Here is a 20,537-nt window from a genome sequence, read left to right on the forward strand (position 1 = left end):
GCCTGATTAGGCTCGAACATCTTCATAAGATTTATGCATATCAAACTGAACTTCAGCAAACGGGCAAAGAGGGTCTATCTTCAGATTGTGTTTTCTAGCGAATTCAACACTTTCCTTGATAAGACTGGAGCCAATTCCCTGGTTTTCCATTTCTCTTTTCACCTCTGTGTGATCTATGGTAAGAACATTATTTTCGTTCTTGTGATACGTGAGCTCTGCAATTAGCCCTTTTTCATTTTCTATGTAGAACATGCCGCGGCTATTGTTCTCTTTATGTTTTATCTCCATAATTATCTCTTGTAGATACCATCAACGATACCATATTCCATTGACTCCTCTGCATCCATCCAGTAATCTCTATTGAAGTCTTTCAATACTTTATCTACGGTCTGGCCACAGTTCTCAGCAAGGATCTCTGCACTTAGATGTTTTGTTTTCAGAATTTCATTCGCGGCGATTTCAATATTTGAAGCCTGACCTCTTGCACCGCCACTAGGCTGGTGAATCATTACTTTCGCGTGAGGCTGAATAAATCTTCTTCCTTTTTTCCCTGCAGAAAGAAGAATAGAACCCATTGAAGCGGCTAAACCTGTACAAATTGTAGATACTGGAGACTCAAGACTCATGATCGTATCATAGATTGCAAATCCATCTGTTACATAGCCTCCTGGGCTATTAATAAAAAGCTGAATTTCATCATTTCCTTCAAGATCAAGATATTCCAGCCTGTCGATCACATATTTGGCAGTCTTATCGCTTACTTCACCCCACATGTAAATCTTTCTTTTTTCTAATAATTTATTGTCGATTAAATCCTGAATCTTTCCGTTTTTATTTTTCATGAAGTCCATTTATACTTATTTAACTAGTTGTATGTGTAGCTAAAAATATGACTATTTTAGCAGAAAACAGAGACATGGAACTGGCATTTAACAAGATTTTAAAAGAAGATTTTGAGGTGGTTTTGCCATACCTGAAAAAACTTCACGAGCAGCCTCCGGAAGATGAATTGCTAAAGAAAAGATTACTGGAAATGTTCGATCAGAATTATGAATGCTTCGGTATTTACGATAATGATAAACTCATAGGTGTTTTTGGATTATGGTTCATGACGAGACATTATGCAGGCAAGGCGTGTGAGGCAGATCATATATTTATTAAGGAGGAATATCAGGGAAAAGGAGTAGGGAAGTCCTTGTTTCAGTTTATACATCAATATGCTGAGTCTAAGGACTGTGAAACCATGGAATTAAATTCTTATGTGGAGAATTTTGGCTCTCACAAATTTTATATGAATCTGGGATATGTAATTAGGGGTTATCATTTTTTAAAAAAGCTGTAAAAAATTTTGGTTTTTGAAACCGAATCAGATTATATTTGCAGCGTTAGGCGGGAGTAGCTCAGTTGGTAGAGCGTCAGCCTTCCAAGCTGAATGTCGCCGGTTCGAACCCGGTCTCCCGCTCTAAGAAGCTTCATCGAAAGATGGAGCTTTTTTTATGTCCTATTCTGAAATTCAGGCAAATAAAAAGCCGGAAATTTAAATTTCCGGCTTCTTTATAAGTAGGGTTTAACAGTATATTTTAACCGTTCATGGAGATTAAAAATTCTTCATTATTCCTGGTGCTTTTAATCTTATCATTGATGAATTCCATGGCTTCTACAGGATTCATATCAGCTAGATACTTTCTAAGTACCCACATACGCTGAATGGTATTGTCATCTAAAAGAAGATCATCTCTACGTGTACTTGATGAAACAAGGTCAATAGCAGGGAAGATTCTTCTGTTAGAGATTCTTCTGTCTAACTGAAGTTCCATGTTACCGGTTCCTTTAAATTCTTCGAAGATCACTTCGTCCATTTTAGATCCGGTTTCAGTAAGTGCTGTAGCAATAATTGATAATGATCCACCATTTTCAATATTACGTGCAGCTCCAAAGAACCTTTTTGGTTTATGTAATGCATTTGCATCTACACCACCACTCAATACCTTACCGCTGGCAGGTTGAACAGTGTTGTATGCTCTGGCAAGTCTTGTGATGGAGTCAAGAAGTATTACTACATCATGTCCACATTCTACAAGTCTTTTCGCTTTTTCAAGAACGATATTAGCTACTCTTACGTGCTCATGCGCCTCTTTATCAAAAGTTGAAGCAACTACTTCACCTTTTACGTTACGCTGCATGTCTGTTACCTCTTCAGGTCTTTCATCTATCAAAAGAACGATCTGGTATACCTCAGGATGGTTCGCTGCAATTGCATTAGCGATATCCTTCAATAGCATCGTTTTACCTGTTTTAGGCTGTGAAACGATCATACCACGCTGTCCTTTACCTATAGGGGCAAAAAGATCCATTACTCTGGTTGAAATGGAACTTTGTTTTTCAGCCAGGTTAAATTTGTCTTTCGGGAATAACGGAGTAAGATGCTCAAAAGAAACTCTGTCTCTAACCACTTGCGGGTCAAGACCGTTGATCTTATTAATCTTAATAAGTGGGAAATATTTTTCACCTTCTTTTGGTGGTCTAATCTGTCCCTGAACAGTATCACCGGTTTTAAGACCAAAAAGCCTGATCTGTGATTGTGATACATAAATATCATCTGGAGAAGTAAGATAGTTGTAATCTGAAGATCTTAAGAAACCATAGTTGTCTTGCATAATGTCAAGAACACCTTCACTTTCTATGATCGCATCAAATTCATAATCTGGTTCTCTATAACGGTTCCTGTTATCACGATTCCCGTTATTCTTTTTATTGTCATTGCGATTATCGTTACGATTGTTATTTCTGTTATCGTTGCGATTATCATTGCGGTTTTCATTCTTACCGCGATTGTCTTTTCTATTATTCTGGCTTCTGTCTCTATCGTTTTTAGAAGCAGGGTTGTTCCTTTTATCATCTTTTTGAGAAGGATGAGCGGAATCTTTACCTGAAGGCTTATTAGAGTGAGAAGGTTTTTGATTAGATGACGCTTTGGCTGGTTTTTTATCGCTACCAACCTTTGCTGATCTCTTTGGTTTTTCCTTCGCCTGGTCTTCTTTGTCGTCGGTAAGAACTTCTTTTACTTTATTAGGATTTGATGCCTGGTAATCCAGAATCTGATACACCAAATCGAGTTTTTTCAAAGTCTTGTACTTAGGAACATTAAGCGTTTGAGCAATTTCCTTAAGTTCAGGAAGCTTTTTAGCTTTTAATTCTGAAATTTCAAACATGAATACGTTTCAATAAAATTTTTTGGATTGATTTTAAAAACTTCTCGAGGAAGAATAAAAAGTTTTGGAGACTTAAGTAACCAACGTTGAATGGGTTACGAAATGTTCCTGCAATAATACAACTTTATTTTAAACTTTTACACAGTAATTCTAAAAAGAATCTTTTATTTTTGTGCCGCAACAGCAATAAATATGCTTCAAAGAATTCAAACAATTTACCTACTTTTAGCAGCTATAACGGCGGCAGGTCTTATATTCGTATTTTCGCTCTGGACAAATTCAGCAGGCGAAGAAGTTTACGCTCAGGATCAGTTAATTGCCTTTGGAATGTTCCTTGGCTCGGCAGCTATTTCGTTGGTGAGTATTTTTATGTTTAAGAATAGAAAACTCCAGTTTGTGCTGGGGCGACTAAATATAATATTGAACCTTTTTTTACTAGGAGTGTTTGTTTATTGGTCTCTAACTTTACCTGGAGAGATGGATATCTCAGAGAAGGGTATTGGGATGTTTCTTCCTATTATTTCTATCGTTTTTATTGTTTTGGCCAATAAGGCCATCAAGAAGGACGAAGATCTCGTAAAATCTGTAGACCGATTACGATAAGCCTATCATCTTAGTAGTATTAGTGCGTGAAAAACCCGAAGTGAAAGCTTCGGGTTTTTTAATTATTCCAGTTCTATAACTTCAAGATCGCTAATATCTTTTCCGTTTATCTTGAATCTAAGCATGGTTCGTTTTTTATGGAAGCCTTGTTTACCAGCTGCACCGGGATTCATGTGTAGCAATTTCAACGTCTTGTCATTCATCACTTTTAGAATATGTGAATGCCCGGAAATGAAAATTTTCGGAGGATCTTTTTTGATATCTTCTTTTATGGCAGGAGAATATTTCCCTGGGTATCCTCCAATGTGAGTGATCCATACATCAACATCTTCACACATAAACCTGTTATTAAGCGGAAATTCTTTTCTTATCGTTGCATTGTCAATATTTCCATAGACAGCTTTTAAAGGTTTTACTGCTTCGAGTTGATCTGTTACTTCCAGGGTTCCAATATCGCCAGCATGCCATATTTCATCTGCCTGTTTTGCATAGTGCAAAATCCTGTCGTCCATATGGCCATGAGTATCACTGAGTAAAAGGATCTTCTTCAAATCTTGATATTTTAATTTTCGTTTAACAAAGGATGCTCTTCAAAGGCTTTCTCCTTGCTATAATTGCCTTATCTTTGCATTTCGCTAATATAAAAATAAAGCGGAGCTTGAGGTATTTTATAGAACTCTCATATTTCGGAAAAGCCTATCACGGTTGGCAGAATCAGCCAGATTCTATTAGTGTGCAGGAAATGCTGGAAAAGAACTTAAGCAAAGTTTTACGTTCATCTATAGAAATCGTTGGAGCGGGTAGAACAGATGCTGGTGTTCATGCTAAGCAAATGTTCGCTCATTTTGATACGGAAGAAATTCTGGATGCAGAGCTTATGAAATATAAACTGAATTCAATGCTTCCCAAAGATGTTGCGGTCCATGAAATTTTTCAGGTTATAGAAGAGGCTCATGCTCGTTTTGACGCAACCGCAAGAAGTTATGAATATCATATTGTTCAGGAAAAAAATCCCTTCGGTAAAGATTCAGCATGGTTTTTAAAACATAAGTTGGATGTTGATAAGATGAATGCGGCGGCTGAAATTTTGAAAGAATACACCAATTTTAAATGTTTCTCCAAAAGCAGAACCGATGTAAGAACCTATAATTGCAGAATTGATGAAGCTATCTGGAAAAAGGAAGAAGACCGACTGGTGTTTCATATTACTGCAGACAGGTTTTTAAGAAATATGGTTCGGGCAGTTGTAGGGACTTTGATTGAAATTGGACAGAATAAATATCCCGTATCCCACATGCATGATGTTATTAAAAGTGAAGACAGGGGAGAGGCCGGAACATCGGTACCGGCGAAGGGATTATATTTAACCAGGATTGTTTATCCTGATAATATCAGAAAGAATTAAATGGCATCAAAAACTGGAAATGCGTTCGATATGGATCTGTTTAAGCGCTTGCTTAAATATACCAATCCTTACAAACGAATTTTTTATTTCGTTGGAGTCGCAGCCATCCTTGTTTCGTTATTTGCGGTTTTAAGACCTATCATTCTTCAGGAAACTGTAGACCAGGCTTTAATTCCCGCAGATTTTGACAGTCTTATCTTTTACGTAAGCCTAATGCTGGGCGTTCTGGTTCTGGAAGTTCTTTTTCAGTTCTGTTTCATCTATTATGCAAACTGGCTTGGTCAGGAAGTAGTACGCGATATAAGGGTCAAGCTTTTTAAGCATATGCTTGGCTTTAGAATGAAGTATTATGATAAATCTGCGGTAGGTAGATTGGTTACTCGTGCAGTTAGTGATATTGAGACCATTGCCAGTATCTTCAGCCAGGGACTTTTCATGATCATTAGTGATCTTCTTAAAATGCTGGTTGTAATAGGTGTGATGTTCTATAAAAGCTGGGAACTCACATTATTAGTTCTTACAGTTCTTCCATTTATCATTTACGCGACAAGGGTTTTTCAGAAGAAAATGAAATTGGCTTTTGAAGAAGTTAGAACTCAGGTGGCTAACCTGAACACATTTGTCCAGGAGCGAATTACAGGAATGAAGATCGTTCAGTTATTTACAAGAGAGAAGACTGAATATGCCAATTTCAAGGAGATTAATGACAAACATAGAAAGGCATGGGTAAAGACGGTATGGTATAACTCCATTTTCTTTCCTATTGCTGAAATGTCCACTTCCATAACCATAGGTTTAATCGTGTGGTTTGGTGGATTACGTGTTGTGGCTGGAGATGAAATGTCTTTAGGTATTATCGTGGCATTTATAGAGCTTTCTCAAATGCTGTTCAGACCACTTAGACAGATCGCAGATAAATTCAACACATTGCAAATGGGTATGGTAGCCGCGAATCGAGTTTTCGATATCCTGGATACAGATGCCAATATTGAAGATGTAGGAACACTGGAAGTCGGTAATCTCAAAGGTGAGATCGAATTCAAGGATGTTAGATTCAGCTATGTAGAAGATGAGGAGGTATTAAAAGGAATTTCATTTAAAGTAAATCCGGGAGAAACGGTGGCGATTGTTGGTGCAACAGGTGCTGGAAAATCTACGATCATTAATCTGCTAAGTCGATTTTATGAAATTGACAGCGGTTCTATTTTAGTAGACGATACCAATATTAAGGATATTCAATTAAGATCTTTGAGAGCCCAGATCGCAGTAGTATTGCAAAATGTATTTTTGTTCGCAGATACTATAATGAATAATATTAATCTTGATAATCCCGATATTTCTGATGAAGATGTGATCAATGCGGCTAAGCAGATTGGTATTCACGATTTTATTAGCTCTCTTCCAAACGGTTACTATTATAACGTAAAGGAAAGAGGTGCGATGTTATCTTCTGGTCAAAGACAGTTGATCTCGTTTTTAAGAGCTTATGTTAGCAACCCAAGTATCCTCGTTCTTGATGAGGCAACTTCTTCTGTAGATTCCTACAGCGAACAATTGATCCAGGATGCAACAGATAAGATCACTGAAGGAAGAACCTCAATTGTGATCGCGCATAGACTTGCTACTATTAAAAAAGCTGATAAAATCATCGTGATGGATCAGGGTGAGATCGTTGAGATTGGTGACCATAAGCAACTTCTTCAAAAAACCGATGGTTATTACAGGAAGCTTTATGAAGTTCAGTTTAAAGAGGAAGAAGCGATTTAATTCAGTTCCAATTCTGAAAAATACTTAAGGTAGACCATAAGCATAGCTGTAGCAATCCCGAGAAAGAAAACTCCGAAGATTAACAGGAATAATAGGGTTTTCAGAAATGTTTTCCACCAGCTCATATCATATAATCCTTTAAACACGTAACTGTAATATATCACGTAAATAGGTATACTGATAAAATTCATCAATCTAAAACTTGATTCGCTTATAAACGATATCATGATTAGTACAGAAGTGATAATATGAATGTGTGCATAGGTATATAAGTGGATGATGAGATGCTCCGCCAGGTTATATTTTTTGTTTTTAAGAAAAATAAGCCTCGAAAATAAAGTGATTATCGGAACAAATAAAAAGAACAGCAAGTTCATATGTTCCAGGATCCTTGTAGTCAATTCCCTGGAAATATCCTGCTCTTCAATATTTGCCTGAAAAGCTCCATTATCAAGGTATTCCGGAAAATAATTAAGATTAATAAAAGTATAAATACCAGTAAGAGTAAGTGCAATGGTGAAATACCCGAACGGATTGATGTATTTTTTACGCAGTCCGTTAATATAGCCATCAATTACATTTACCGGCTTTCTGAAAAGATCTACAAAAGTAAGTACCGGTTTATTGGAGTCTATTCTCCAGAAGGATTCGAAAAATTCGCTGGAAAGGTAATTTATGGTTAGCCTGTTACCAATAATTTTTGCACCGCAATTGGGACAGTAGCTCTGGTCATTGCTTAGCTCATTTTTACAATTCTTACAGAACATTTTTGAAATTTTAGCTGATATCTTCCTTAATACGGTCTTTTAATTCCTGCATCGTTTCAAACATCACAAACTGGCCGTCTTTTATATAGGAAGTCTGGCCTGTCTCTTCACTAACTACTAAGGCCAGCGCGTCGGTTTTTTCAGTAATCCCAACAGCAGCCCGGTGTCTTAATCCGAATCTTAAAGGAATAGATCTATCATTAGAAACTGGCAAAATCACCCTTGTGGCTGTAATTTTGTTTTCTTCAATGACCATGGCTCCATCATGTAGCGGACTATTTTTAAAGAAAATAGATTCAATAATAGGCTGATTTAGTTCGATCTTCATTTTATCACCGGTATTCTTTACGAAATCCAGTTTATTGCTTTTCTGGATCACCATTAACGCACCGGTATAGGTTTTACCCATGGTTTCGCAGGCATCGATGATTGCCTCGACATTTATCTTAGATTCAAAATCATCACGGCTAAATTTAAAACTTCTGAAGAACCTTCCTTTTTGAGTGAAATTAGTGGAACCGATCATCAAAAGAAATTTCCTGATCTCTTGTTGGAATACAACGATCAATGCGAAAACTCCAACGCCTACGAATTCTCCCAGAACCGAGCTGAGTAATTCCATTTGCAGCAATTGGGTGAGCAGCCAAACAAGGTAAATTACTACGATTCCTATAAAAATGTTTACTGCAGCGGTTCCTCTTACCAGTTTATAAACGTAGTAGAGTAGAAGTGCTACAAAAACAATATCCAGAATATCGAGAATTCGAAGATCTATGATGTCCAAATTGCGGGGGTTTTATGTAAAAATAGAAAATCTAAAATTAGTTTATTAATTCACGTGTTAATTTGATGCATTCCAAGGCTTCCTTAACATCATGAACTCTTAAAATATTTGCTCCTTTCATAAGAGCAGCGGTATTCAGAATACTTGATCCATTGAGGGCTTCCTCAGCGGAGAGACCTAGTTTTTTCCAGATCATACTTTTTCTGGATACGCCAACTAACAGCGGCAATTCCAGATTCTGAAAAAGTTCCAGTTTGGAGAAAAGTTTAAAGTTCTGATCGGTGTCCTTGGCAAAACCAAAACCTGGATCTATAATGATGTCATTTATTCCTAAATCTCGCGCAGCCCTGATCCTTTCTGAAAAATATAAAAAAACATCAGCCATGAGATCTTCATATTGGTTGAGATCTTTCATGGTTTGCGGAGTTCCTTTCATATGCATCATAATATAAGGAACCTGATACTGTGCAATTATGCGCAGCATGTTCTCATCAAGTTTTCCAGCTGAGATATCATTGATGACTGCAGCACCTGCATCCAGACTTTTTTCAGCAACTTCAGCTCTAAAAGTGTCTATTGAAAGATTGGTTTCAGGAAATTCTTTTAAGATCAAATCGATTGAGGGAATCATACGATCCAATTCTTCAGAGACTGGAATATCTGTTGCTCCGGGTCTCGAACTATAAGCTCCAAGATCCAGAAAAGTAGCCCCTTCCGTTAGCATCTTTTCCGCATTATATAATATCTCTTTATCAGTATTCGAACGGCTTCCGCTGTAAAAGGAATTTGGAGTGATATTGATGATTCCCATCACTCTTGGTTCTGAAAGATCTATTAATCTGCCTTTGCAATTAATGAACATAAGGTATTTTGGATTTTTAGATAGGCAGGAAATAACTTTGACTATCTGAAATATTTGCCCGAAATTTACGGAAATTACAACTACTTCATGCAGGATACCTCAAAACAATACGATGCGGTGATTGAAGGCTGCCGCAGTTTGTTTCTAAATAAAATGAAAGATTACGGCTGTGCCTGGAGAATTTTAAGGCTGCCGTCACTTACCGATCAGATCTTTATTAAAGCCCAGCGAATTAGGCAACTACAAGAGAGCGAGGTTAGAAAAGTTGATGAAGATGAAAAATCTGAATTTATCGGGATCATCAATTATTCTGTAATGGCGCTAATTCAACTGGAAAAAGGAATTGCAGTTCAGCCAGATCTTAATCCGGAAGAAGCTATCAAGTTATATGACGAAAAAGTTGCTGAGACCAAGGAATTGATGATGAATAAAAACCATGATTATGGTGAGGCCTGGCGTGATATGAGGATCAGTTCTCTTACAGATCTCATCATTCAGAAATTACTTCGAGTAAAGCAGATAGAAGATAATAAGGGCAAAACCCTGGTAAGTGAGGGTATCGATGCGAATTACCAGGATATGATCAATTATTCTGTTTTTGCCATGATACACTTTAGTGAAGCTGAAGAGGCTTCTATAGAAAAATAAAATTTTATGAGAGCAATTGTAAGTATTTCCAGAATCCTCGTTGGAGTCCTATTCATCTTTTCAGGTTTTATAAAACTGAATGATCCTGTTGGATTCTCTTACAAATTGCAGGAATATTTCAGTGAACCGGTGTTAGACATTCCTTTTCTAATTCCATTTGCTCTTGTAATTGCCATTCTTATTGTTGTATTTGAACTGGTTCTGGGGATTATGCTTTTAATAGGATATGCTCCAAAATTTACCAGTTGGAGTTTGCTGGTGATGATCGTATTTTTCACTTTTCTTACATTCTATTCGGCATATTTCAATAAAGTGACAGATTGCGGTTGTTTTGGTGATGCAATTCCTTTAACACCCTGGGAATCTTTCTATAAAGATGTGATTCTGCTCATTCTAATTTTCATCATATTCTTCAATCAGAAATATCTGAATCCTATTTTTTCTGCGAAGTATCATAAATGGGTCATTTTTGCCTGCTATATGGCCTGCTTCGGATTTTGCTATCATGTATTGATGCATTTACCGGTATTCGATTTCAGACCTTATAAGATCGGGAATAATATTCCTGAAAAGATGCAGCTACCCGAAGGTTCCGAAAAAGCTGAGGTTACCTATAGCTGGAAATTCAATGTGAATGGGGAAGAGAAGATCATTCAGAACAATGGCGCTTATCCACAAATTGATGGTGAATTTATTGGAGTGGAGACATCTCAATCTGGTGAAAATGCCATTCCGCCGATACATGATTTTGTGATCGAAGGAGAAGAAGGAGATATCACCGAAGAGGTTCTTGCTGCTGACAAAGTATTGCTTATCGTTGCCTATAATCTTCGTTCAACAGAAAAGGATGGTTATGAAGCTGTAAAGTCTCTAAGTGAAAATGCACTTCAAAAGGGATATAAAGTAGTTGGTTTAACCGCTTCAGGAACCGAATTTCAAGAAGAACTCATCAAAGAGTATGACCTGAACTTTGATTTCTACCAAACCGACGAAACTGCTTTGAAGACGATTGTTAGGGCAAACCCCGGATTTCTGACTTTAAATCAGGGTACCATAACTCAGAAAAAACACTGGTTCGACGCTTCAGATATTAAATTATAAACTATTTCGCCTACTCATTGAAAACTTTCTAAAAATTCAAGGTTTGGCATCGGTTTAAGATTCAATCAATCAACCTTTACTTATATTTGCTTTTAAGCTGATGTCAATTGATATTGGTAAGAATCGAACTATCAAACCAAAACATAAAATCATGAGAGATAACATAGTTGCCGGAAACTGGAAAATGAATAACGACCTTGCCCAAACAGAAGAACTTTTAACCAAGTTGAAACTTCAAATGGTAAAGGAACCGGAAGCTACAGTGATGGTTGCTCCGTCTTTCACAAATCTTTATGCAACTTTTCAAGCCTTAAAAGGGACACCGATAACAGTAGCAGCTCAGAATATGCATGAGAGTGAAAAGGGAGCTTATACTGGAGAAGTTTCAGCTAGTATGCTTAAAAGTATTGGTGTGACCACGGTAATTATAGGGCATAGTGAAAGAAGGGCTTATTTTAATGAAACCAATGAAATCCTGGCAAAAAAAGTTCAGGCAGCTATTGATAATGAAATGACTGTGATCTTCTGTTTTGGTGAAGAGCTGGAAGACAGAAAAAGCGACAAGCATTTCGATCTTGTTGAAACACAATTGAAAGAAAGTCTTTTCCAGCTGCCACAGAGTGCATGGAAAAATATCATTTTGGCCTATGAGCCGGTTTGGGCAATTGGTACAGGTGAAACTGCCAGCCCGGAGCAAGCTCAGGAGATGCACAAGCATGTTAGAGATCTTTTGAATAAAAACGTTGGGAAAGAAGTCGCTGAAAGTACTTCGATCCTTTATGGAGGTAGTGTAAAACCAAATAATGCCAAGGAGATCTTTGCCAAAGAAGATGTCGACGGTGGTCTGATTGGTGGCGCTAGTCTTAACGCAGTTGATTTTGTTGAGATCGTAAACTCATTTTAAGAATGTCTGGGAATTATTTTGAATTTCAGTTTAAAATAGATCCGGTACAACCGGCTTCTGAAATTCTTATTGCAGAATTGGGCTATCTCGGTTTTGAAAGTTTCGTGGAAAATGATGATGGCATAACTGCCTATATTCCAGAAGAAGAATATGAAGATGATATTCTTGCCAATGTTCATATTCTACAATCAGAAGATTTTAAGATCAGTTATGATCAGAAAGAAATTGAAAGAGTTAACTGGAATGAAGAGTGGGAGAAAAACTTCACACCTATTCTGGTAGATGAACATTGCAGTGTGAGAGCTCCATTTCATGAAAAACCAGATGTTGAATTTGATATAGTAATCGAGCCAAAAATGTCATTTGGTACGGGTCATCATGCTACAACGCATATGATGATTCAGCATATTCTTAAAAATGACTGGGAAGGAAAAAGCGTTCTCGATATGGGATGCGGAACAGGTGTTTTGGCCATTCTGGCAGCACTCAAAGGAGCAAAAACCATAGATGCAATAGATATAGATAACTGGTGTTATTTTAATACACTGGAAAACATCAGTAGAAATGACTGTGAGCATATCAATGTTGAAGAAGGTGGAGCCGAATTACTGGAAGGAAGAGAATATGATATTATCCTGGCAAACATCAATAGAAACATTCTGCTTCGAGATCTTCCTATCTATAATAAAAGTCTAAAAGATGACGGTCTATTATTTTTAAGTGGATTTTATGATGGTGACCTGCCAGCGATAAAAAAAGCCTGCGAGGAGGTTGGTTTAGATTTTGTCGAGAATTTCGAGAGAAACGATTGGGTGGCTGCAAAGTTTTCACGCTGAGGTTTTTATCATAATTTGTATCTTTGACGAATGAAGAAAGAGAAATAATTGAGATGAGTACAAAAGAAGAATTATTAGAAGAGGTTGAAGTAAAGACCAAGGAGAAAAAAGAGAATGAGATCGTTTTGTATAATGACGATTATAATACTTTTGATCACGTTATAGACACTCTTATCTATGCGTGTGAGCATACTCCCGAACAAGCTGAACAATGTTCTATTCTGGTTCATTACAAAGGAAAGTGCACCGTTAAAACCGGGCCTTATGATGAATTAAAACCTCGATGTTCAAAATTATTAGATGCCGGACTTAGCGCTGAAATAATTTAGTTCAAAAAATACCTTTAAACTTTTCAGATTTTAAAATAAACAATATATTTGCACCCGCTTTGCAAAACAGTAAAGCAGCATTAAAAGGCCTCGTGGCGCAACTGAATAGCGCATCTGATTACGGCTCAGAAGGTTGCAGGTTTGAATCCTGCCGAGGTCACAAAATAAATCCGTAAATAGCTAAAAACAGGCTTTTTACGGATTTTTTATTTTTACAATCGTTTGCTCTGGTCAAATTTACTCGTGATCAAAAATATTAAAACCAGAGGCTTAGAGTCATAGGACACTTTTTGAATTGAAACGCCTTCTATTTTTAGATATTCAGTTTGTCAAATAGATTTTCCTTATACGCTTTACTAACAGGTAGGCTTGTAGATTTAATCAAAACCTGATGTCTTTCTATTTTAATAACTTTTTTAAGAGAAACAGCAAAAGACCGGTGTATTCTGATAAATTTTTCTTCAGGTAGCAGATTAAGAACTTCGTTGAACGTAAATCTTGATAGAGTTTTCCCGGTTTCTAAATAAAAAGTCACATAGTTTCCCGAAGCTTCCAGGTATAAGATTTCATCAAATTCAATTTTGATCTGGTTATAGCCGTCTTTTACGAAAATATGATCTGTAACGATTTCTTTTTTCCGAAGTGTAAACAATTCGTGCGTTTTATTACAACTTTTGATGAATCTACCCAGTGAAAAAGGCTTCAAAAGATAATCTATAGCATCAAGTTCGAAGCTGGTGACAGCATGTTCAGAATAGGCGGTGGTGAAAATGACCATAGGTTTTATACTCAGGCTCTTGAAAAAATCTATCCCGGAGATATCTGGCATTTTAATATCCAGGAAGATCAAATCAATTTTTTCCTTTTGTAAATATTCCAGGGCTTCCAATGCATCATTGAAAGTCTTTTTCAATTCCAGGAAAGGAATCTTGGCAGCATGACTTTTTATCACTTCCAAAGCCATTGGTTCATCATCTATTGCTATAGCTTTCATTCAGGAAGTTTTTCTAATTGAAGTTTAAGGGATATTTTAAATTCTTGTTCGCTATCGTCAATTTTCAGCTCATGTTCTTCAGGGTAGAGAAACTTTAATCGTTTACTTACATTCATCAAACCAATTCCACTTTTAAATCGTTCCGGATCTTCTTCAACTCTAATAAACTTACTGTTTTCTACGGCAAATCTTAAAGTTTCTTTTTCAATTTCTAAATGAATATAGATGTAAGACCTTTTTCTAAAGCTTATACCGTGCTTGAAAGCATTTTCTATAAAGGGAATCAGAAGCATAGGAGAGATCATGAGGCCTGAGAAGTCCTGTTCAGGCAAATCAAATTTTAAAGATATTGTTGAATTTTCATCGATGCGTAAGCGTTGTAAATCAACATAATTTTTAAGATATTCTAATTCCTTATTTAATGCGATCTTTTCAAGGTTGTTTTCATGTAGCATGAAACGCATCATATCACCAAGTTTTTGAACCGCTTCAGATGTTCTTTCCGCATTTTCCTGAATAGCGGTTCCATAAATAGTGTTCAATGCATTAAATAAAAAATGTGGGTTAATCTGAGATCGCAGAAAGTCGAGCTCGGCTTCAGATTTACCTAATTCCGTCTGAAGGGCTTGATATTCCGCAGTTCCTTTTTGATGATGTCTAAAGATTAACCAGGTGAGTGGAGCAATTATAAATAAGTGGATAACAATATTAAAAGAAATGACTACGCCTATCAGGTCATCCTGACCCGCGATAAAAGAAGCTAAAATGCTCAATGGAACCGATAGAATAACGCTGGGCAGCAGCGTTTTGAAAAGATATCTGAAATATCCAAATTTTCCTGTTTTGAGTTTGGGTAAGATTCGGTAGAAAGCATACACCGACATGGCCATAGAAGAGGGGATAATGAGACCTGCCAATGTAGTTGCAAATATATTGGCCTCGCCGACTACCAAAAAAAACATTAAAAAAGCGTAAAAAAGTGCTGCGAGAACTAATAAAGATGTGAAAATACCACGCTCACTACTAAATTTCCAGAATAGTTTCCAAAGAAATTTTACCACGAGAATAATGGTGAAAAAAACTGCTAACGCTAAAACCAGATAGCTGTTTATAAAAGGAGAAATTAAAAAGCAGAAACCAAAGATAACTAGCGTAGCAACCAGGCTTTGCCAGATTCGAACGCCTCGATAAAGATTGGGCAATACATAAAAATAAATACTCAAAAATGCCAAATAAAATAGGGAAACTTCCAAAAATTCAAATAAGTGTGGAACTCCAAAAAGCTTTGCTTTAGAAGAAGATTCCTCTAAAAGAATAGCGATGAGAGCAAAGCCATAAATCAAACTACTTATTAGCAATTCTACTTTGGCTGTGGTTCCAAATTTTTCACCAAAGTTTTTAATTAGTTTTCTCATGCATAGGTTTTCTGAAACCACAAGTTTAATACATCCTTTAAAATATATCATGCAAATGTGATGAAAGGCATTTCTAAAGTGATGAATATGTATAAATGTATCAATTAGAGGGATTATGTCCGGTTCATTTGCTTCAATAAACGCTTCCCTGATTTTCGTCACAATCATTTCAGCATCGGTCACAATTTTTTTCAGTTCATAAAGGAAGCCTGTAATCTTGCTTTAAAACTTTAATTCGAGAAATCTTATGACCTCTGTAAAACCAATTCTTAAGATTGATAATATGTCTAAAACCTATCCAAATGGAGTGAGGGCTTTGGATAATATTTCCCTGAATATTCCCGCCGGTATGTACGGTTTACTGGGACCAAATGGTGCCGGGAAGTCTACTCTAATGCGTATTCTGGCTACCATCCAGGAACCTGATAGTGGCACTATCAGCTTTCAGGATGTGGATGTGCTGAAGGAGAAAAATGAATTACGTAAGACTTTGGGCTATCTGCCTCAGGCTTTTGGGATTTATAAAAAAGTTTCCGCAGAAAAATTACTCCACCATTTTGTGATATTGAAAGGAATTGAAAGCAAGTCTGAACGCAGAGAAACGGTTGAGGCGCTGCTGAAACAGACCAATCTTTGGGATGTTCGAAAACAAAAACTTGGCGGCTTTTCTGGCGGAATGAAACAGCGGTTTGGAGTGGCTGTGGCACTTATCGGTACCCCAAAATTAATGATCGTCGATGAGCCCACCGCCGGCCTAGACCCGGCGGAAAGAGTACGATTTCTAAATCTTTTGAGTGAGTTGGGAGAAAACAGTGCAGTGATACTTTCAACCCATATCGTTGAGGACGTTTCTGAACTCTGTACCAATATGGCCATTATCAATAAGGGAGAAATCCTGATGGAAGCAGTTCCACTTAAAGCGATGGAGAATCTTCGCGGACTTATTTGGCGCCGCACGGTTGATAAAACCCATTTAAGTGATTATGAGCTAAAGTACGAGATTATTTCTACCAAACTTCTGGCGGGCCAGACCGTAATCCATATTTATAGTGAAGAAAACCCAGGAGATGATTTTAAACCGGTAGAACCAGATTTGGAAGATGTTTACTTCTCGGCTATGAATGGGGTTATTGGTAAATATGCAAATGTAAGAAAGGAGGTTAAACCATGAAATTCTGGGAAATCTTTCGGTTTGAATTTAATTATCAATTAAGTCGGCCAGTTGTTTGGGCTTGTTTTTTATTGATTTTGTCTCTACAATTTTTAATAGTAATTACGCTCACAGATAACGTCACGGATGGGAAATACTTTTTAAACTCGCCGGTCGTGCTTGGCTTATTAGTCGGAATAGGTAGTCTTTTTGGGCTTTTACTGGCAGCATCAAGTTCAGGAAATGCTGCAGTCAGGGATATTCAGAATAATATAGATCCTCTTTTTAAAACCCTGGCAATCAAAAAACGAACATATTTGGGAGGTAGGTTCATCGCCTTGCTCGCCATCCACAGCATTATACTTTTAGGGGGTATTATAGTATTGGCAATCGCCTCACAAATACCAATAATTGCGCATTATTTTGCATCAAATAACCTCCTGGGTTATCTGCAGGCGTATTTCATATTTGGTCTTCCCAATATTTTCATTTTCACTGGTATAATTTTCTCAGTTTGCGTGATATTCAGAAAAGGTGCTATTGCATTTCTGGTCGCTGTGCTTCTCTTTTTTATAGCCCAATTCACTATGGAAATTATCGCTGGTGAATTCGGAGACTGGGATACCGGAAAGAGATATGATTTAACGGGAATGACCATTTTACGAGAACTTTCGATGAAAAACGCTTCGGGCGAAATGAAAAATGACCTGATACCAATGACTTCTGAATTGATTCTGAATAGATTTTCCTGGATGGGATTATCGGCGCTCTTGCTTTTTGTCGCCTATAGCCGGTTCAATTTTAAATATATAAGCGGTCGCAAAAAATCGAAAAAGCAAAAGTTCATTAATACTACAGAAAGAACAAAATTCTGGCATACCGTTGTTAGCGCTCCAGTTGTAGTTAGAAAATTTGACAAAAAAACCACTCAGGCTCAATTCTTTGAATTGATCAAAAGCTCATACATGGCTATGCTTCGAAATATGGCCTGGCTCATTTTAGTTTTGATGGTGATCGTACTTGGGATCTGGAGTAGTGAAATTTTTGAAGGGCAATTGGGTGTACCAATGATTGCAAGTAGTTTTAAAGTGATTGAACTTTTTTCGCTGCCTCCCGTGAAAATTATTCTCGCCGTTGTATTGACTTTTTATTCGGGTGAAGTGATCTGGAAAGATCGGGATGCAGGCATTAGCAACATCCTAAATGCTACACCAATTAAAAACTGGGTTTTAGCCTTCTCAAAATTTGGAAGCCTGTTCTTATTAATGGTCAGCATTCAGCTGTTCTTTTTAATTTCTGCCATTGGAATACAGCTTTTAAATGAAAATACAAATATTGATCTGATTCTGATGTTCCAGGTATTCTTCGGTTTTCAATTTATTGACTTGCTTTTGTTCATCGTTTTGGCATTTGCGATCCACGTGCTGATAAATCATAAGTTTTTAGGACATATTCTGGTTATTACAGCTTTCATTCTGATGAACTTCCCATACTTATTTGGTCTCTATCATAAACTTTTGATATTTGGAGCAGCTCCTGAATGGACGTACACGCAAATGAGCGGATTCGCACCAAATCTTACTTCCTGGCTCTGGTTTAAATTCTACTGGTTACTTTGGGGTATCGTTTTGTTAGGAATTGCAAAATTATCCTGGGTTAGGGTAGATGTAGAAAGCTTTAAATCACGTGTTTACAGTTCTTTGAAAGCTTTTAAACCGTCACTTTTATCAATTATTCTGGCAACTCTTCTTTGTACTGTGGGCGGTTTTATATTTTACAATACTAATGTATTAAATAACTATAGAACAGAGGATGAAAAATTAGCTTTAAAGGCAGCCTACGAAAAAAAATATGCAGCTTTCAGGAATACTAATCAGCCTGATCTAAGACGGATTTTTATAGAAGCTGAAATTTTTCCTGAAACAGAAGAAATGGAAATCACAGGAAAATATTTACTCTTCAATAATTCTTCCGAAGCAATTGATTCGCTCCATATTTCTGTAACGGGTGATAATGATGAATTGACATTTCTTTCAAATGATCGTTTATCAGAATTGGTGAATGATAGAGATCTGGGATATAGAATTTATAGATTTCAACCTGCTTTGAAGCCCGATGATTCCATTGAAATAGAATTCGTTCAACAGTTCAGGAATAACGGATTTAGCAATACTGGAAAGAATTCTGCCATTGTAAAGAACGGAACCTATTTTGGATTCCAGAATTTACCGTGGATTGGATATCACCCTTCCAAAGAGCTAACTGATTCTATAGACAGAGCCAATTTCAATCTGAACCCACAACCTGTATTGAATTCAGTTTTTGACGAGAAGGCAAGACTTCATTTTAAAAACAAGATTGATTTTGAAGCCATTCTTGGAACTTCTAACGGGCAAACCGCCATCACCGCTGGAGAGCTACAGCGCGAATGGAAGGATAAGGGAAGGAACTATTTTCATTATAAAACCGAAGCACCCATCACCCATAATTTTGAAATCCTTTCTGCGGAATATAAAATTTTAAAGGGAAAATCGAAGGATGTGGAAATTGAAATTTACCATCATCCCAGCCATACGGCAAATCTGGACAGATATATGGAAGGTATTAAAGAAGCGTTGAGGTATTTCTCAAAGCACTACGGGCAATATCCACATGATGTTATTCGGATGGTAGAATTTCCTTCAAATGGAATAATGCTGAATGGGAATCCCGTAACGATGAGCTATTCAGAAGGTTTCTCTAATTTTTGGCCTGAGGCTGATCCCAGGAAATTTGATTTTCCTTTTGCAATTATGGGCCACGAGGTCGCGCATCAGTGGTGGGGTGATCAATTAAGTCCGGCTCCCGTTGAAGGCGGGGGACTATTGACCGAAAGTCTGGCCTGGTTCAGTTCATGGATGTTGATAGAAGAATTCTACGGGAAAGAGCATTTGGAGAATCTCCTCGAAATTATGCGCCAGGAATATTTAACTCCAAGGCCGCTGGCAGGTGTTCCACTTATCAGAAGTGTTGACCATTTTAGCGTTTTTCGTCGTGGACCGTTTGCTTTATATACTCTAAAAGAATTTCTGGGAAGGGAAAAGATGATGGCTGCTTTAAATAACCTGATTATCAAATTTGGGCCTGAAAAAGCTGCACTGCCAACTTCTTTAGATCTGTATGCTGAATTACAAACAGTGACGCCAGATTCTTTGCAAGGTTTGGTTCAGGATTTATTCTATGAAAACGTCTTCTGGGAATTTGATATCAATGATGTGAAAATTGATGAGAAAGCTAAAAACTGGATGGTTTCCCTGGACATTGAAAGCCATAAATTCTCTGCTGATGAAAAAGGGAAAATCAAAAAGTTACCTCTAAATGAATATGTAGAAATTGCGCTTTATGCTAATTCTTCCGAATATGAATTTGGTGAGCAGATTTACTTGAAAAGATATCATTTAGATGCAGAAAATCAAAAGATTGAAATTGTAGTTCCCGTAAAACCTGATGGAGTAGCGATTGATCCCAGGCGCTTATTTTCTGACAGGGATTTGAAGCTGAATTCATTTTTGTTGGGTAAATAATTGCATTAGGTTCTTAGAAGGCCCCAAGAACTTTTGATAGATAATACATTTTTTACTTATTTACTCATTGAAAAATTGCTCTAATATGTTCACTTTAATTTTCAGGAACTAGAAGAGGTTGTAACATCGGGGCTGCTGCCTGTTGTATTCTGATTAAATCTCGTAAGTGATTATTAAATGAATTAGCCCCTTGATGG

The 20,537-nt window shown here is 37.1% G+C and carries 20 protein-coding genes and 2 tRNA genes; 13 read left to right on the forward strand and 9 right to left on the reverse strand.

All coding sequences use genetic code 11. From position 1 onward, the window contains the following. Positions 1-6 precede the first annotated feature (6 nt). Positions 7-288: a GNAT family N-acetyltransferase gene (locus tag RE431_RS02980; RefSeq protein ID WP_309560467.1), complete on the reverse strand. Its 282-nt coding sequence runs from the start codon at positions 286-288 to the stop codon at positions 7-9. Positions 289-290: 2 nt separating this feature from the next. Beyond that, entirely contained in the window at positions 291-842 is a 552-nt protein-coding gene (locus RE431_RS02985; protein ID WP_309560468.1) for a ClpP family protease, read from the reverse strand. 47 nt (positions 843-889) lie between these two features. On the opposite strand from RE431_RS02985, the gene RE431_RS02990 reads away from it, so the two are divergent. Beyond that, positions 890-1,342 carry a GNAT family N-acetyltransferase gene (locus RE431_RS02990; protein ID WP_309560469.1) on the forward strand — a complete coding sequence of 151 codons (453 nt, stop codon included), beginning with the start codon at positions 890-892 and terminating at the stop codon, positions 1,340-1,342. A gap of 47 nt (positions 1,343-1,389) precedes the next feature. Beyond that, positions 1,390-1,462, forward strand: a tRNA-Gly gene (locus RE431_RS02995). Between the two features lie 118 nt (positions 1,463-1,580). On the opposite strand, the gene rho is transcribed toward RE431_RS02995, so the two are convergent. Next, complete coding sequence (gene rho, locus RE431_RS03000; protein WP_309560470.1) at positions 1,581-3,212, reverse strand: transcription termination factor Rho; 1,632 nt, start codon at positions 3,210-3,212, stop codon at positions 1,581-1,583. Between the two features lie 192 nt (positions 3,213-3,404). Between rho and RE431_RS03005 the strand changes: the two genes are divergently transcribed. Then, positions 3,405-3,815: a DUF4293 domain-containing protein gene (locus RE431_RS03005; protein WP_309560471.1), complete on the forward strand. Its 411-nt coding sequence runs from the start codon at positions 3,405-3,407 to the stop codon at positions 3,813-3,815. Positions 3,816-3,877: 62 nt separating this feature from the next. Here the strand turns inward: RE431_RS03005 and RE431_RS03010 are convergent, their stop codons facing one another. Continuing rightward, positions 3,878-4,366, reverse strand: a complete 489-nt coding sequence (locus RE431_RS03010; RefSeq protein ID WP_309560472.1) for a metallophosphoesterase family protein — start codon at positions 4,364-4,366, stop codon at positions 3,878-3,880. A 107-nt stretch (positions 4,367-4,473) separates the two neighbouring features. Between RE431_RS03010 and truA the strand changes: the two genes are divergently transcribed. Together truA and RE431_RS03020 are read left to right on the forward strand one after the other, a co-directional pair. Beyond that, positions 4,474-5,220: a tRNA pseudouridine(38-40) synthase TruA gene (gene truA / locus RE431_RS03015; RefSeq protein ID WP_309560473.1), complete on the forward strand. Its 747-nt coding sequence runs from the start codon at positions 4,474-4,476 to the stop codon at positions 5,218-5,220. Next, positions 5,221-6,987: an ABC transporter ATP-binding protein gene (locus RE431_RS03020; RefSeq protein ID WP_309560474.1), complete on the forward strand. Its 1,767-nt coding sequence runs from the start codon at positions 5,221-5,223 to the stop codon at positions 6,985-6,987. On the opposite strand, the gene RE431_RS03025 is transcribed toward RE431_RS03020, so the two are convergent. From RE431_RS03025 to folP, 3 genes are read right to left on the reverse strand one after another with little or no spacing between them, the layout of a single operon-like run. Beyond that, positions 6,984-7,754 (reverse strand): DUF3667 domain-containing protein, encoded by a 771-nt coding sequence (locus RE431_RS03025; protein WP_309560475.1) that lies wholly within the window; start codon positions 7,752-7,754, stop codon positions 6,984-6,986. The two genes, RE431_RS03020 and RE431_RS03025, sit on opposite strands and share 4 nt — an antisense overlap. A 10-nt stretch (positions 7,755-7,764) precedes the next feature. Next, a complete protein-coding gene (gene cdaA, locus RE431_RS03030) occupies positions 7,765-8,538 on the reverse strand; it encodes a diadenylate cyclase CdaA (RefSeq protein WP_309560476.1) in 774 nt (257 codons plus the stop codon). A 37-nt stretch (positions 8,539-8,575) separates the two neighbouring features. Further along, positions 8,576-9,400: a dihydropteroate synthase gene (gene folP, locus RE431_RS03035; RefSeq protein WP_309560477.1), complete on the reverse strand. Its 825-nt coding sequence runs from the start codon at positions 9,398-9,400 to the stop codon at positions 8,576-8,578. An 87-nt stretch (positions 9,401-9,487) separates the two neighbouring features. Here folP and RE431_RS03040 point away from each other — a divergent pair, with 87 nt between their 5' ends. The 6 genes from RE431_RS03040 to RE431_RS03065 all read left to right on the forward strand — a co-directional run bounded on the left by RE431_RS03040 (position 9,488) and on the right by RE431_RS03065 (position 13,378). Continuing rightward, complete coding sequence (locus tag RE431_RS03040; RefSeq protein WP_309560631.1) at positions 9,488-10,048, forward strand: DUF1599 domain-containing protein; 561 nt, start codon at positions 9,488-9,490, stop codon at positions 10,046-10,048. 6 nt (positions 10,049-10,054) lie between these two features. Further along, positions 10,055-11,149, forward strand: a complete 1,095-nt coding sequence (locus RE431_RS03045; RefSeq protein ID WP_309560478.1) for a BT_3928 family protein — start codon at positions 10,055-10,057, stop codon at positions 11,147-11,149. A gap of 151 nt (positions 11,150-11,300) precedes the next feature. Next, positions 11,301-12,053, forward strand: a complete 753-nt coding sequence (gene tpiA / locus RE431_RS03050) for a triose-phosphate isomerase (protein ID WP_309560479.1) — start codon at positions 11,301-11,303, stop codon at positions 12,051-12,053. A gap of 2 nt (positions 12,054-12,055) precedes the next feature. Continuing rightward, entirely contained in the window at positions 12,056-12,889 is an 834-nt protein-coding gene (gene prmA, locus RE431_RS03055) for a 50S ribosomal protein L11 methyltransferase (RefSeq protein WP_309560480.1), read from the forward strand. Between the two features lie 53 nt (positions 12,890-12,942). Continuing rightward, the gene (locus tag RE431_RS03060; RefSeq protein ID WP_309560481.1) at positions 12,943-13,218 is read left to right on the forward strand and encodes an ATP-dependent Clp protease adaptor ClpS; all 276 of its coding nucleotides are present in this window, start codon (positions 12,943-12,945) and stop codon (positions 13,216-13,218) included. Between the two features lie 86 nt (positions 13,219-13,304). After that, positions 13,305-13,378 (forward strand) — tRNA-Arg (locus RE431_RS03065). A 153-nt stretch (positions 13,379-13,531) separates the two neighbouring features. Here RE431_RS03065 and RE431_RS03070 read toward each other — a convergent pair. Both RE431_RS03070 and RE431_RS03075 read right to left on the reverse strand, forming a co-directional pair. Next, positions 13,532-14,212 carry a LytR/AlgR family response regulator transcription factor gene (locus RE431_RS03070; protein ID WP_309560482.1) on the reverse strand — a complete coding sequence of 227 codons (681 nt, stop codon included), beginning with the start codon at positions 14,210-14,212 and terminating at the stop codon, positions 13,532-13,534. After that, complete coding sequence (locus tag RE431_RS03075) at positions 14,209-15,627, reverse strand: sensor histidine kinase (protein WP_309560483.1); 1,419 nt, start codon at positions 15,625-15,627, stop codon at positions 14,209-14,211. The genes RE431_RS03070 and RE431_RS03075 overlap by 4 nt, the downstream gene beginning before the upstream one ends. A gap of 247 nt (positions 15,628-15,874) precedes the next feature. Here RE431_RS03075 and RE431_RS03080 point away from each other — a divergent pair, with 247 nt between their 5' ends. Both RE431_RS03080 and RE431_RS03085 read left to right on the forward strand, forming a co-directional pair. Beyond that, on the forward strand, positions 15,875-16,798 hold the full coding sequence (locus RE431_RS03080) for an ABC transporter ATP-binding protein (RefSeq protein ID WP_309560484.1): 924 nt from the start codon (positions 15,875-15,877) through the stop codon (positions 16,796-16,798). A 155-nt stretch (positions 16,799-16,953) separates the two neighbouring features. Beyond that, a complete protein-coding gene (locus tag RE431_RS03085) occupies positions 16,954-20,340 on the forward strand; it encodes an ABC transporter permease/M1 family aminopeptidase (RefSeq protein ID WP_309560485.1) in 3,387 nt (1,128 codons plus the stop codon). Positions 20,341-20,537 lie beyond the last annotated feature (197 nt).

Origin of the sequence: Christiangramia sediminicola (assembly GCF_031344135.1) — a bacterium.
Taxonomy (GTDB): domain Bacteria; phylum Bacteroidota; class Bacteroidia; order Flavobacteriales; family Flavobacteriaceae; genus Christiangramia; species Christiangramia sediminicola.

Excerpts from the sequence above, each read along its gene's own strand:
- RE431_RS02980 (WP_309560467.1), bottom strand. The coding sequence starts at position 288 with ATGGAGATAAAACATAAAGAGAACAATAGCCGCGGCATGTTCTACATA.
- RE431_RS02985 (WP_309560468.1), bottom strand. The coding sequence starts at position 842 with ATGAAAAATAAAAACGGAAAGATTCAGGATTTAATCGACAATAAATTA.
- RE431_RS02990 (WP_309560469.1), top strand. The coding sequence starts at position 890 with ATGACTATTTTAGCAGAAAACAGAGACATGGAACTGGCATTTAACAAG.
- rho (WP_309560470.1), bottom strand. The coding sequence starts at position 3,212 with ATGTTTGAAATTTCAGAATTAAAAGCTAAAAAGCTTCCTGAACTTAAG.
- RE431_RS03005 (WP_309560471.1), top strand. The coding sequence starts at position 3,405 with ATGCTTCAAAGAATTCAAACAATTTACCTACTTTTAGCAGCTATAACG.
- RE431_RS03020 (WP_309560474.1), top strand. The coding sequence starts at position 5,221 with ATGGCATCAAAAACTGGAAATGCGTTCGATATGGATCTGTTTAAGCGC.
- RE431_RS03025 (WP_309560475.1), bottom strand. The coding sequence starts at position 7,754 with ATGTTCTGTAAGAATTGTAAAAATGAGCTAAGCAATGACCAGAGCTAC.
- folP (WP_309560477.1), bottom strand. The coding sequence starts at position 9,400 with ATGTTCATTAATTGCAAAGGCAGATTAATAGATCTTTCAGAACCAAGA.
- RE431_RS03040 (WP_309560631.1), top strand. The coding sequence starts at position 9,488 with ATGCAGGATACCTCAAAACAATACGATGCGGTGATTGAAGGCTGCCGC.
- RE431_RS03045 (WP_309560478.1), top strand. The coding sequence starts at position 10,055 with ATGAGAGCAATTGTAAGTATTTCCAGAATCCTCGTTGGAGTCCTATTC.
- tpiA (WP_309560479.1), top strand. The coding sequence starts at position 11,301 with ATGAGAGATAACATAGTTGCCGGAAACTGGAAAATGAATAACGACCTT.
- prmA (WP_309560480.1), top strand. The coding sequence starts at position 12,056 with ATGTCTGGGAATTATTTTGAATTTCAGTTTAAAATAGATCCGGTACAA.
- RE431_RS03060 (WP_309560481.1), top strand. The coding sequence starts at position 12,943 with ATGAGTACAAAAGAAGAATTATTAGAAGAGGTTGAAGTAAAGACCAAG.
- RE431_RS03070 (WP_309560482.1), bottom strand. The coding sequence starts at position 14,212 with ATGAAAGCTATAGCAATAGATGATGAACCAATGGCTTTGGAAGTGATA.
- RE431_RS03075 (WP_309560483.1), bottom strand. The coding sequence starts at position 15,627 with ATGAGAAAACTAATTAAAAACTTTGGTGAAAAATTTGGAACCACAGCC.
- RE431_RS03080 (WP_309560484.1), top strand. The coding sequence starts at position 15,875 with ATGACCTCTGTAAAACCAATTCTTAAGATTGATAATATGTCTAAAACC.